Source organism: Oceanibaculum nanhaiense, from assembly GCF_002148795.1.
GTDB lineage: Bacteria > Pseudomonadota > Alphaproteobacteria > Oceanibaculales > Oceanibaculaceae > Oceanibaculum > Oceanibaculum nanhaiense.
Genome location: NZ_MPOB01000003.1, coordinates 1 through 11,903 on the forward strand (window position 1 = coordinate 1; position 11,903 = coordinate 11,903).

9 protein-coding genes, 1 tRNA gene and 1 riboswitch are annotated in these 11,903 nt (G+C 64.7%); of the genes, 2 read left to right on the top strand and 8 right to left on the bottom strand.

What is annotated here, in order from left to right:
- Nucleotides 1–190: 190 nt before the first annotated feature.
- The 3 genes from BKM74_RS05285 to BKM74_RS05295 all read right to left on the bottom strand — a co-directional run bounded on the left by BKM74_RS05285 (nucleotide 191) and on the right by BKM74_RS05295 (nucleotide 1,805).
- A tRNA-Glu gene (locus BKM74_RS05285) sits at nucleotides 191–266 on the bottom strand.
- Nucleotides 267–383: 117 nt separating this feature from the next.
- Nucleotides 384–1,433, bottom strand: coding sequence for a threonine aldolase family protein (locus tag BKM74_RS05290; protein ID WP_086464662.1), 1,050 nt, complete (start codon nucleotides 1,431–1,433; stop codon nucleotides 384–386).
- Nucleotides 1,434–1,475: 42 nt separating this feature from the next.
- Complete coding sequence (locus BKM74_RS05295) at nucleotides 1,476–1,805, bottom strand: hypothetical protein (RefSeq protein WP_086464663.1); 330 nt, start codon at nucleotides 1,803–1,805, stop codon at nucleotides 1,476–1,478.
- 70 nt (nucleotides 1,806–1,875) lie between these two features.
- On the opposite strand from BKM74_RS05295, the gene BKM74_RS05300 reads away from it, so the two are divergent.
- Together BKM74_RS05300 and rpoH are read left to right on the top strand one after the other, a co-directional pair.
- Entirely contained in the window at nucleotides 1,876–2,901 is a 1,026-nt protein-coding gene (locus BKM74_RS05300; RefSeq protein ID WP_086464664.1) for an RluA family pseudouridine synthase, read from the top strand.
- A gap of 118 nt (nucleotides 2,902–3,019) precedes the next feature.
- Nucleotides 3,020–3,907 carry an RNA polymerase sigma factor RpoH gene (gene rpoH / locus BKM74_RS05305; protein ID WP_086464665.1) on the top strand — a complete coding sequence of 296 codons (888 nt, stop codon included), beginning with the start codon at nucleotides 3,020–3,022 and terminating at the stop codon, nucleotides 3,905–3,907.
- 83 nt (nucleotides 3,908–3,990) lie between these two features.
- Here rpoH and BKM74_RS05310 read toward each other — a convergent pair whose 3' ends face one another.
- From BKM74_RS05310 to BKM74_RS05330, 5 genes are all read right to left on the bottom strand, one after another.
- A complete protein-coding gene (locus BKM74_RS05310) occupies nucleotides 3,991–4,602 on the bottom strand; it encodes a hypothetical protein (RefSeq protein WP_086464666.1) in 612 nt (203 codons plus the stop codon).
- A gap of 28 nt (nucleotides 4,603–4,630) precedes the next feature.
- Nucleotides 4,631–6,628, bottom strand: a complete 1,998-nt coding sequence (locus BKM74_RS05315; protein ID WP_086464667.1) for a protein kinase family protein — start codon at nucleotides 6,626–6,628, stop codon at nucleotides 4,631–4,633.
- A gap of 114 nt (nucleotides 6,629–6,742) precedes the next feature.
- Complete coding sequence (locus BKM74_RS05320; RefSeq protein ID WP_086464668.1) at nucleotides 6,743–8,032, bottom strand: adenylosuccinate synthase; 1,290 nt, start codon at nucleotides 8,030–8,032, stop codon at nucleotides 6,743–6,745.
- Between the two features lie 54 nt (nucleotides 8,033–8,086).
- Nucleotides 8,087–9,247, bottom strand: a complete 1,161-nt coding sequence (locus BKM74_RS05325; protein WP_086464669.1) for an ATP phosphoribosyltransferase regulatory subunit — start codon at nucleotides 9,245–9,247, stop codon at nucleotides 8,087–8,089.
- Nucleotides 9,248–9,379: 132 nt separating this feature from the next.
- Nucleotides 9,380–11,359 carry a TonB-dependent receptor plug domain-containing protein gene (locus tag BKM74_RS05330; protein WP_086464670.1) on the bottom strand — a complete coding sequence of 660 codons (1,980 nt, stop codon included), beginning with the start codon at nucleotides 11,357–11,359 and terminating at the stop codon, nucleotides 9,380–9,382.
- 185 nt (nucleotides 11,360–11,544) lie between these two features.
- Nucleotides 11,545–11,742, bottom strand: a riboswitch (cobalamin riboswitch).
- Between the last annotated feature and the right edge of the window lie 161 nt (nucleotides 11,743–11,903).

The following is an 11,903-nucleotide window of genomic DNA, read 5'->3' on the forward strand; positions in this document are numbered from 1 at the left end:
TGCGTCTTTTGTGATGTGCCCGTTTGGCCAACGCATGGATAGATAGGGGTTCCCGCTAGGGGAAGGTCAAGCCCTGCCGGAACCAACCCCGTCCGAGCCCAGGAATGACCGCTCGCGAGTTTCCACTCGAGCACCCACAGCGACTCCACACGGGCCGCTAAGTTATTGAAATATATAGGGTAAAAAGCGTTGGCGTCCCCACGGGGATTCGAACCCCGGTTGCCGCCGTGAGAGGGCGGTGTCCTAGGCCTCTAGACGATGGGGACCGCGAGGCAAGGCGCACTTGATAGCGAAAGCTTCCGCACGGTTCAAGCGATTTCGTCGGGCTTTTCCGATTGATCGCCGGATTTATCCCTCTGGCTCTGCTGGCCTGCGCCAGCACCCTACTTCGCTGCCGAACGCGCGGCGTGGGCGGCGGCGTGCTCCACGAAGTTGCGGGCCGTCGCCTCCGCCGTGTTGAAGGCGGTCACCAGCCGGATGCTGGGCGTCTCGGCACTGCCCCAGCGATAGAAGGCGAAGCCGTCGGCCAGCAGCCCGTCGATGACCGCCGCCGGCAGGCGCGCGAAGATCTCGTTGCCCTCGACCGGATGGTCCAGCTCCACCCCCGGCACGCCGGCCAGCCCCTCGGCGATCAGGGCGGCCATGCGGTTGGCGTGGCGCGCGTTCTTCAGCCACAGATCGCCCTCCAGATAGGCGTCGAGCTGGGAAGAGAGGAAACGCATCTTGGAGAACAGATGCCCGCCGCGCTTGCGCCGGAAGGCGAAGTCGCGGGCGAGGTCCCTGTCGAAGAACACCACGGCCTCGGCGGCCAGCGCGCCATTCTTGGTGGCGCCGAAACTCAGCACATCGACACCTGCCTTCCAGGTGAGTTCCGCCGGAGAGCAGTTCTGCGCCACCAGCGCATTGGCGAAGCGCGACCCGTCCATGTGCAGCTTCAGGCCGTATTTCCGGCTGATTTCGCCGATGGCAGCCACCTCGTCCGGGCTGTAACGCGTGCCGGCCTCGGTCAGGTTGGTGAGGCTGACGCAGGCCGGCTGCACATGATGCACCGTACCGATGCCGGCATTGCCGAGCCGGCGGTCGAGTTCTGCCGCGTCAATCCGGCCGTGCGGCCCATCGACATGCACCAGCTTGGCTCCCCCCGAGAAGAATTCCGGGGCGCCGCACTCATCCTCCTCGATATGCGCATTGGGGTGGCAATAGATCGCCCCCCAGGACGGAGTCAGGCAGGAGATCGCCAGCGCGTTCGCTGCCGTACCGGTGGCGACCGGGAAGGCCGTGACCTCTTTCTCGAAGATCGCCGACAGTTTCTCCTGCACCTTCGCGGTCAGCGGGTCGTTGCCATAGGAAGTGACGCTGCCTTCGGCCGCGCCGGTCAGTGCCGCCAGGATTTCCGGCGAGGCGCCCGTCACATTGTCGCTGCTGAAATTCATCGGTCCCTACCCTTATTGCGCCGGCCCTCACTGCGCCGGCCCTCACTGCGCCGGTTCGAGCAGGAAGGAGCCAAGCACGCGGCCGCCGGCCATGTCGAGCACCATCAGCACATCCCTGCCGCCCTCGCCCGCCATGTGCAGGACCAGCCGGTTCCCGGCCGGCACGATCTGCTGCAGCCGCGCGCCCGATGGCAGCGGCACCGTCGCCGGATCGAAACTGGCCAGCGGTGCCCCCGGCACAAGTGGCATCGCGATGGCAGGCTCCGGCTCGGACGCACCGCCCAGGCGCTTCGCGATGGTCACGCCGATCACCGCCACTCCGACGACAATCATGACACCCATCACCACGACGGCTATGTTCAAGGCTTTCATCGGCTTGGCCCCAATCTTCTCTCGGTCAGGCTTGCGAGACTCCGACGACCGGGATAGGCATTCGCCCCGCATGACGCAACCGAAATCCGATCTCCCGGCCGTTTCCCCCGACCGCCGTACCGTCGCCGTCGAAACGGGCGAAGCCGGCGAACGGCTGGACCGGTTCCTGGCCGCAAGGCTGGGCGATCTGTCGCGCAGCCGGGTGAAGGCGCTGATCGAGCAGGGCATGGTTGCTGAGTCAGAGGGACCAGCCACCGATCCGTCGCAGAAGGTGAAGCCCGGCCAGTGCTTCACCGTGACGCTGCCGCCGCCGGAAGCGGCCACGCCCGGCGCGCAGGATATCCCGCTTACCGTGGTCTATGAGGATGATGATCTGATCGTCATCGACAAGCCCGCCGGCATGGTGGTTCACCCTGCCCCCGGCAACCCTGATTCGACACTGGTGAACGCGCTGCTTGGGCATTGCGGCGATACGCTAAGCGGCATTGGCGGGGTGAAGCGCCCTGGTATCGTGCACCGCATCGACAAGGATACCAGCGGCCTGCTGGTGGCCGCCAAGAACGATCTCGCCCATGCCTCGCTGACCGGGCAATTCGCCGCTCATTCCATCGACCGCGCCTATCTGGCGCTGGTCTGGGGCGTGCCGATGCCTCCCGCCGGCGAGATTGCCGGCAATATCGGACGCAGCAACCGCGACCGCAAGAAGATGGCCGTGGTCGGCACCAGCGGGAAGCACGCGCTGACGCGCTACCGCACGCTGGGACGATATGGGGCGCTGGTCAGCCTGGTCGAATGCCGGCTGGAAACCGGCCGCACTCACCAGATCCGCGTCCATATGGCATCCATTGGCCACCCGCTGGTCGGCGACGCCCCCTATGGCGGCCGGCGTAATCGCAGCCCGGCCAATAAGAACACGGGCAGTAACGATCCCGTGAAGGCTGCGCTGTCAGGCTTCACGCGCCAGGCCCTGCATGCGCGCGAACTCGGGTTCCAGCATCCGCGGACCGGAAAAAGAATGTTGTTTCAGAGTGCCTTACCAGCGGATATGGCGGAAATACTCGCGCTGCTCGGCCTCTCCCTCCCGGCTGGAAATTAATTGTTTCCCCCGGCCACATTTATGCCATCGGCCATATGGTATATTTGGAAGCAATACCGATATCCCTAGGCCCGGTCGATACACCGGATCGGGGATCTTCTTGGAGGGAGTTTAAACAATGGCAGCTGCGATCCCGTCGATTTCGGTCGTCAGCCCCGAAGGCAATCTGTCGCGCTACTTGCAGGACATCCGCAAGTTCCCGATGCTCACCCCAGAAAGCGAGTTCATGCTCGCCAAGCGCTGGACCGAGCATCAGGACGTCGATGCCGCGCACCAGATGGTGACCAGCCATCTGCGCCTTGTGGCGAAGATCGCCATGGGCTATCGCGGCTATGGCCTGCCGGTCGCCGAGCTGATCTCGGAAGGCAATCTCGGCCTGATGCACGCGGTGAAGCGTTTCGACCCGGACCGGGGCTTCCGCCTCGCCACCTACGCCATGTGGTGGATTCGCGCCGCGATACAAGAATACATCCTGCATTCCTGGTCGCTGGTGAAAATCGGCACCACGGCGGCGCAGAAGAAGCTGTTCTTCAACCTGCGCAAGCTGAAGGGCAAGCTGAACGCCATCGATGAGGGCGACCTCAGCCCGGAGAATGTCACCAAGATCGCCACCGCGCTGGAAGTGCCGGAGCAGGATGTGGTGAACATGAACCGCCGGCTCGCCAGCCCGGACCATTCGCTGAATGCGCCGCTGCGTGTGGATGGCGATGGCGAGTGGCAGGACTGGCTGGTCGATGATTCGGAGACCCAAGAGACGATGCTGGCGGAGCATCAGGAAGTCAGCCGCCGGCGCAAGCTGCTGACCCAGTCGATGAAGGTGCTGAACGAGCGTGAGCGCAACATCCTGACGCAGCGCCGGTTGAGCGAGGATCCGATGACCCTGGAGGATCTGAGCCAGGAATATGGCATCAGCCGCGAGCGTGTCCGGCAGATCGAGGTGCGCGCCTTCGAGAAGCTGCAGAAGGCGATGAAGAACGCCGCGATCGAGGAGAAGCTGGCGCACTGACCCGCCAGCCCCACTCCCTGTCGCGCAAACGAAAAGCCCCCGGAAACGGGGGCTTTTTTTGTCTCGAAAGATCACACCGGGTTTCAGCTCTTGGCCTGCTCGCCGTCGGGTTCCCCCTCCTCCGGCTTGGCAAGCGCGGCGGGCTTGTCGCCCGCCGGCTCGGCGCTGGCGCTGCGGGTAATGCTGTCGCCCCATTCCGACACCAGATCCTTCTGGTATTCACGCAGCTTCTGGATTCGCCGGTCGAGCTGGAAGCGCAGATAGGCGGCAACGACATGTGGCGCCGCATAATAGATGATCCAGCCGACGGACGCGGCGGCATACATCACCATCCAGGAGACCGGATCGCCGACGATCCGCCAGGCCATCGCGAAGCTGTGCTCCTGCGTCCACAATTGCAGCATGAAGGGCAGGACACCGCAGAAATTCATGCAGCCAACCGAGAAGGCGGCATATTTCTCGCGCCGCCCATCGACAATATAGGCGACCAGCGTCGGCATCATCCCGACCGCCGCGACGACCATCGTCGGCAATACCGCCAGCCCCAGCCCCAGAACCACGACCAGCATCAGCAGCTTCCAGCCGCCCCGGCTTTGCTGCTTGTTCTTGCCCCCTGGGCCGCCGGGCCGCCGACCGCCACCGCCACCGCCGGGTGGCGCCTTGGCTTTCGCCTTCGTCTTCGCCTTGTCGCTCATGATCCCGGTGCCAATCGCATTACATTCGTCATACCAGATAAAAGGCCAGAATCGCGAAAGACGCCAGGCCGCCAATGACGCCACTGGCCACAGCCGACACCTGCTCGCCCAGCACTCTGGCTGTATATTCCATATAATTCGCCTCGTTTTGCAGAGTCTTCACCTGCATGTCGGCCCGCCCGAAGCTCGCAATCGCCGCCCGGTACCCCTGTTCGTCCTTGGTGCGGGCCTGCGTATCCTCCACCAGGACCATCATCTTGCCAATGATGCCCGATTTCGCCGCCACCTCCAACTCGCTCAACATCTGCTTGCGGCGTTTCAAATTGTGAAACTGGCTCAGCACCGGGCGAAGATGGATTTCCAGCCAGCGGCACAGGTTCGGCAAGGCGCCGTTGCTCGACAAGCCCTGCACGAACGCCATCAGCCGGACCTGCGCCACGATGCGCGCAAAACCGTCCGAATCGTCGGCCAACGGCCGCACCCAGCGGTCCGTCACCTGCCGGCAGCGCGCGGCGATAAAGGCCGCCGTATGCCGGTCCAGCGGCTCGTTGGAGGGCAGCCTTTCAGAGACCGCCGCCTCCATCGCCGGCAGCAGATCCTCGTAATTCACGATCATCCGGCTTTCGATCAGCGGGCTGAGGCAATGAAACGAGGCGCTCAGCTCGTAAATCACCCGCTCATAACCGAAGCCCGGGCCGGTCTGCGCCATCATCGTCGCCATGCGCTCCAGCAGGCTTTGTTGCCGGGCCAGATCGCTGCGCTGGGCAGTATTCGTGGAAAACCAGGTGGACGGAACCTTCGCCGCCAGCAATTCGCCCAGCTTCTGCCGCTGCGCCTGATTGCCGGCACTGGCCGGCACCATATAGGCGATGCCGTCCGGATTGACGCTGATCCCCTTGAAGCTGATCGGCGATGACGGAAACAGCACCATGCAGGCCCGCGACAAGGCCTTGGCATCCGCCGGTTCCGGCCCGGTGCCACCGACGATGCCGTGCAGTGACTTGGCCATCTCTTCGACATGCAGGCTGCGGCGCAGCCAATTGTCGAAGGCGGGGTTGCGCACCATCTGCGCGCCGCTTTCCCAGTCCAGGGACAGCCGGAAGGCTGCCGACTGGCTGGTCACGCATTCCGCCTTGCCAATGGTGATCGCGCGGGCGGCCTTTGGCGGCAGCTTGCCGCGCAGCGTCTTGCGGTGCCGGCCGGCAAGCCAGTGTTCCAGGTCGGTAATGCCCCAGCGGTCGCGCGGATCGTCATTCAGCAGCCCGCGCAGCATTTCCACGATGGGAAGCGACAGGGTATAGCGGCTGGCCAGCGCGGAGAACGAGCCCAGCTCCATCTTCAGATGCAGCAGGTCGTTGCCGCCCCCCTCCGCTTCGGGTTTCTTGCCCAGCAGCAGGCACAGGATGGTGGCACCCAGCGCGTAGTAATCGTCTGTATGCTCACCATCGCCGCGGCCCAGCGGATCGGCCATGGCGCTCTCGATCGGTTCCAGAAAGTCAGGCTGGTCGGCCGCAGGCGGCGCCGAGAAGCACTCGCCCAGCACCAGCCCCCTATTGTCGCCGGAATGAAACAGGTTGGAGGGCCGGATGGCGCGGTGCGTGACGTTGCGCACCTGCAACTCCTTCAGCACCGGCAATATGCGTGGCAGTATCTGCCGCTCGATCGCCTCTTCCGGAAACGGCTTGAAGGGCGCATCGCCGCCTGGCGACAGCCGTGCGCCCGCCGGCCGCTCATAGATCAGGCACATCTGCCGATGGGCATCGCCGCGCCGGCCGGTCTGCCCGGAATCCAGCAGCGTCAGCAGGCCCGGCAGGCGGCAGTCGCGCATCTCCTCCATCGCCGACAACCGCACCGGCAGCCGGCGGTCCAGCAGCAGCCCCATCAGGGGAAGCGGCCGGTCACCCTGGCTATCGATCACCGAATAGGCTTTGGCGCGCGGTGAATCGAAGGCCGGCAGGGGATCGTCCATGACGATCTCGTACCGCCCCTTCAGCGTCAGCTTGCCGTTTGCCGCCGCCTCGGCCATCCGCCTACCTCATCAGCCAGTCGATAATCGTTATTATGCTAGCACCTATGGGGCGATCTCCACGAGAAAACTTCACATTGCTTTCCAAGCAAAAACCGAATGGCGGAAACGGCTTTAATCTGCAAAGGGGTCTTTCATCAGAATGGTGTCATCGCGATCCGGGCTGGTGGACAGCAGCGCCACCGGCGCCTCGATCAGCTCTTCAATACGGCGGATATATTTGATCGCGGTAGCCGGCAGATCCTTGTAGCTGCGGGCGCCTTGGGTGCTGTCCTGCCAGCCTTCGAAGGTCTCGTAGATCGGCTCGACCTTGGCCTGCAATTCCTTGCCGGCCGGAAAGTGATCATATTCCTTGCCATCATGGCGATAGCCGATGCAGACCTTGATCTCATCCAGCCCATCCAGCACGTCCAGCTTGGTCAGCGCGATGCCGTCGATGCCGCCGACCTTCACCGCCTGACGCACCATCACCGCGTCGAACCAGCCGCAGCGCCGCTTGCGCCCGGTGACCGTGCCGAATTCGCGGCCACGCTCGCCCAGGCGCTGGCCGATCTCGTTCTCCTGCTCGGTCGGGAACGGACCGGAACCGACGCGCGTCGTGTAGGCCTTGGTGATGCCCAGCACATAGCCGACTTGGCTCGGCCCGATACCCGCACCGCTGGACGCCTGCCCCGCCACCGTGTTGGAGGAGGTGACATAGGGATAGGTGCCATGATCGATATCCAGCATGGTGCCCTGCGCGCCTTCCAGCAGCACCCGCTTGCTCTGCTTGCGGGCTTCCTCCAGATGGCGCCAGACGCTGTGCGCATAGGGCAGCAGCTTCGGCGCCACCTCCTGCAAGGCGGCCAGCAGGGCGGCGGCGTCGATCTCCTCCACGCCAAGGCCACGCAGGAAAGCATTGTGGTGGGCGACCAGGTCATCGACCTTCTCGGCCAGCGTCTCCGGCTCGGCCAGATCGCAGACGCGGATGGCGCGGCGGCCGACCTTGTCCTCGTAGGCCGGGCCGATGCCGCGTCCGGTGGTGCCGATCTTGCGCACGCCCTTGGCCTCTTCGCGCGCCTGGTCGATGCGCTGGTGCAGCGGCAGGATCAGCGCCGCATTGTCGGCGACCAGCAGGGTTTCGGGGGTGATGTTCAGCCCCTGGGCGCGCACCGTCTCGATCTCGCGCAGCAATGCCCAGGGATCGACCACCACGCCATTGCCGATGATTGACAGCTTGCCGCGCACCACGCCCGACGGCAGCAGGCTGAGCTTGTAGGTCTGGCTGCCGCAGACAATGGTATGGCCGGCATTGTGGCCGCCCTGGAAGCGCACCACCACATCGGCGCGCTCGGAGAGCCAATCGACAATCTTGCCCTTACCTTCATCGCCCCACTGGGCGCCGATGACCGTAACGTTGGACATGCTGCTTACTCGCGGTTTCGTGCGTTACTGAAGATAGTCTGTAGCGTGATATGCCTATGACGCGACAGGCGAAACGGTTTCATTCTGCAGCCAGTGGCCGCAGCCCAGCCGCCGCGCCTCCGCCTGACTGTCGGCCACCGGTTCCAGACCGGTCACGATTGTCCAGCCTTCCCCGGCCAGACGCACGGCGGTGGCGCGCGGCGTACCGTAGGGCAGGAACAGAAGCCGGCCATTGGCCAGCGCCGGCAGGGCGCGCATCACGGTGTCCATATAGAGCGTATAGCCGGTCGCCGGTTCATCCGACTGGCCAGCCAGATAGCGGCCGCCGCGCCCAAGCTCCCCCCGGATGCCGCGCGCGAACAGGCTGAAGCTGATGCCGGTATGATATTCGAAACCGCGATTCTCCACCGGATCGATGGTGATGGTGACATCCGGCCGGGCGGCGCGCATCAGATCGACGACCTGGCGCAGCCGTGCCAGCACCTCCTGCCCTGCCGGCGGCAGGTCGAGGTCGGCAAGCTTCTCAAAGGCGCGATTCACCGGGCCGCTGGCCTGCAACAGCGTCGCCAGCAGACTGCCGATATCACCGCCCACGGATGCCACCTCCGCTGCGTCCTTGCGGTCGAGCGCTGCGCGCACCCGCGCGATGTCGGAAGTCCCCAGCCCGGCGGCGGCGCAGATCGCGGGCACCAGGGTGGGCATCATCAGATCGATGGAGGTGTTGCGCACACCGACGGCGGCCAGCGCTTCCAGCGCCATGACGCAGATTTCCGCATCGGCGGCGGCGGACGGGCTGCCGATCAGCTCCGCGCCGACCTGGACGAACTCGCGCTCCGGCGACAGCTGCGAGCCCAGCACGCGCAGCACCTCGCCGGCATAGGATAGGCGCAGCGGGCGCGGCGCATTGGCCAGCCGCGTGGTGGCGATGCGCGCGATCTGCATGGTCATGTCCGCGCGCACGCCCATCATGCGCTGCGAGACCGGGTCCATGACACGGAAAATGCGGGTGCCCATCTTCGGGCTGGCGCCGTCCAGCAGGCTGCCTTCGAATTCGACCAGGGGCGGCTTCACGAGCTGGTAGCCGAAACCGCGCATATAATCCAGCAGCGTCCGGACAGCTTCGGATTCCTGGGCCGCTTCGGGCGGCAGCACGTCGCGCAGGCCGTTGGGAAGCAGCGCGCGCGGGCCGGTATCGCCGGCGTTTTGCGCCGTCACCTGTATCCTCCGGGTTCTTCGAGAGACCGCCCGCTTACCTACCGGGTTTGCCACGATTGGGCAAACGGAAAACCGGCAGGCCGGCGAACGGTCCCTGAAAATCCCCCAGACAGCTCCCCTGGAAAGCTGTGGTCAGAAGCTGCCGCGCACCCCGAACAGCGCGGTCAGGCCACGCCCGGCAAAGCCGTTCGACGGCTCATACTCGCGGTCGAACAGGTTATAGACCTTGCCGAACAGCGAGACATCCTCACGCAGCTGGTAGCTGCCCGACAGATTGACCAGCGTGTAGGAACCGTTACGCCGGTTGCCTAGGAAGCTGCCGGCGTCGTCATAGGCGACATCCAGCCGGCTGCCGACATAGACCAGCTCCGGTCCGAAGCTGAGGTCATGCATCGGCTTCAGATCGACCGAAAGCGAGCCCTGATGGCGCGGCCGGCGCAGCAGCATCTGGCCGGTATCCTCGTTGCGCGCCTGCATCCAGGTATAGTTCAGCCTGGTCTCGATCCAATCGGCCGGACGCAGGGCGATGAAGCTCTCCACCCCCTCGCTCGACGCCTCGCCGATATTCACCACGGTCTGCTGCACGAAATCGTTGGTGATGAGGTCATCGGTCTTCGTCCTGAAATAGGTCGCACCGAAGCTGACCGCCTTGGCCCGGCCGCGAACCGGCAGGTCGGTCTCGAACCCCACCTCCCAGGAGAAGGATTCCTCCGGGCTCAGGTTGGTGTTGCCGCGATAGCCGTAATTATCCACGCCGAACCGGTCATACAATGTCGGCGCCTTGTAGGCGGTGCCGACCGCGCCAGAGAAGCGCGTCAGGATTTCCGGCACCGCGACCACCGCGCCGATCCGGTAGGTCAGCGTATTGTCGTAATCGTCCGGCACGTCGTAACGCAGCCCCGCGGTCACGTCGATGCGCTCGCTTACCCGCGCCTGCAGGTTGGTATAGAGCGCATAATCGTTGGAATCGGCATCCAGCGACTGGGTGAACGGCCCCCAGACGCTGACCGAATTCGTGCTGGTCTCCACCGTGCTGCGCGCGGCACTGCCGCCGAACACCAGCACCGTGTCGCGCAGGCCACCCAGATCGCCGATCCGGTAGGTATTCTGCAACTCGGCGAAGCTGCGCACCGATTCGTAGCTGTCATCTGTCAGATTCGCGCTGGCGGCGTCGGGCCGGTTGGTGAAGCTGCGGTCGTGACGGCTCTGCCCGATATCGAGGCGCGAGGTCAGGCTGCCATCGAACAGATAGGCCTCACCGCCCAGCTTGTAGAGGAAATGCTCGTTCTCGCCGGTATAGTTCGGCTCCTCGTTCGGGACATTATCGAGGTCGAATTCGTTGCGGCGGTAGCGCATCAGCGCATCCACCCGCCCGGCATCGCCGATATTGTAGCCCAGCTTGCCGGTGATGGTGGTGACTTCCGATCCGTCCTTCTCGTCAATATTGCCGGCGATACGTGACGGCGAAAGATTGATACCGTCGGTGCGGAAATGCTCGGCGCTGACCATATAGTCGAAACCGTCCGAGCGGCCGCGCAAGCCTGCCTGTGCCTGCACCGTTCCATGGCTGCCGCCGGCCGCCTGCCCGAAAATTTCGGCCTTCTTACGCGACGGCGCGCGGGTGATCATGTTGATGACGCCGCCAATGGCATTGCTGCCATAGAGGCTGGAGACCGGCCCGCGCACCACTTCGATGCGCTCCAGATCGCCGACCAGGTCGTCGCCGAAATTATAGGCGCCGCCCGCCCCCGACGGATCGTTCACCGGCACGCCATCGACCAGCACCAGCACATGGTCGCTGTTGGCGCCGCGCATGAACACCGAGGTCTGCTGACCGGGGCCGCCCAGCCGCACGACGGCGAGGCCCGGCACGGTGCGCAGCGCCTCCTCCACGGTCTGGTAGCCGCCACGGTCAATGGCCTCGCGGTCGATGACGGTAACCTGGGCGGGGATACGCTCCAGTTCGGTTTCGGCGCGGGTCGCGGTGATGACGATGTGCGGCATGAGCTGGGCGACGCTGTCGCCCGGCTGGCTCTGCGCGCGAACGGCGGCAGCGGGAAGCGCGACAACGCAGAGTGCGCTGCCGATCAGCAGGGAAGAACGGAATGACATGAAAACCCCATCGAGAGATGACGCGAAAACAGGTTGCGCGTGACCGGAAGGGGCATGGATGCCCCACGATGGAGAGATAGAGACCCGCGACAGCTCATAGCCCTTCCGCCTCCGGCAACCCAGCCAATGGATTGGCGTCACCGCTGCGGACAGCCGTTCCGACGATTCACCCCGATCGACGGTCGCGGGACGTGCTCACGCTGGCAGGTCTCCTGACTCGCGGGTCGCTGCACCTGCCCTGCCTTCCCGGTTTCCCAGTGGCCTGTTTGGACCGGCGCTCGCCGCTTACAGTTGCGGGGACAGTCGCGGCATTGCCCAGCCGAAGCCGGACGCACCGCGTTCCCTTTTCATCCCTTGCGGGAACCAACGCTGGGTCTAGTTCTATAAGAATGCTGCATGCCGAGGCAAGCACGCATACCACAGGCACGCATACCATATGGCCCTAATAGCCTCTGGCATCCCCGCTTCGGCCTCGCTACTCTCTTGCCATCTCGTTGGCTGCGCCGCCGTCCGGCAGGCATCGGCCTCCCATCTCAGGAGCGAC

Coding starts and splice junctions, on each gene's coding strand:
- BKM74_RS05290 (WP_086464662.1), bottom strand. CDS start 1,433: ATGAATTTCAGCAGCGACAATGTGACGGGCGCCTCGCCGGAAATCCTG.
- BKM74_RS05320 (WP_086464668.1), bottom strand. CDS start 8,032: ATGTCCAACGTTACGGTCATCGGCGCCCAGTGGGGCGATGAAGGTAAG.
- BKM74_RS05330 (WP_086464670.1), bottom strand. CDS start 11,359: ATGTCATTCCGTTCTTCCCTGCTGATCGGCAGCGCACTCTGCGTTGTC.
- BKM74_RS05300 (WP_086464664.1), top strand. CDS start 1,876: ATGACGCAACCGAAATCCGATCTCCCGGCCGTTTCCCCCGACCGCCGT.
- rpoH (WP_086464665.1), top strand. CDS start 3,020: ATGGCAGCTGCGATCCCGTCGATTTCGGTCGTCAGCCCCGAAGGCAAT.
- BKM74_RS05310 (WP_086464666.1), bottom strand. CDS start 4,602: ATGAGCGACAAGGCGAAGACGAAGGCGAAAGCCAAGGCGCCACCCGGC.
- BKM74_RS05295 (WP_086464663.1), bottom strand. CDS start 1,805: ATGAAAGCCTTGAACATAGCCGTCGTGGTGATGGGTGTCATGATTGTC.
- BKM74_RS05315 (WP_086464667.1), bottom strand. CDS start 6,628: ATGGCCGAGGCGGCGGCAAACGGCAAGCTGACGCTGAAGGGGCGGTAC.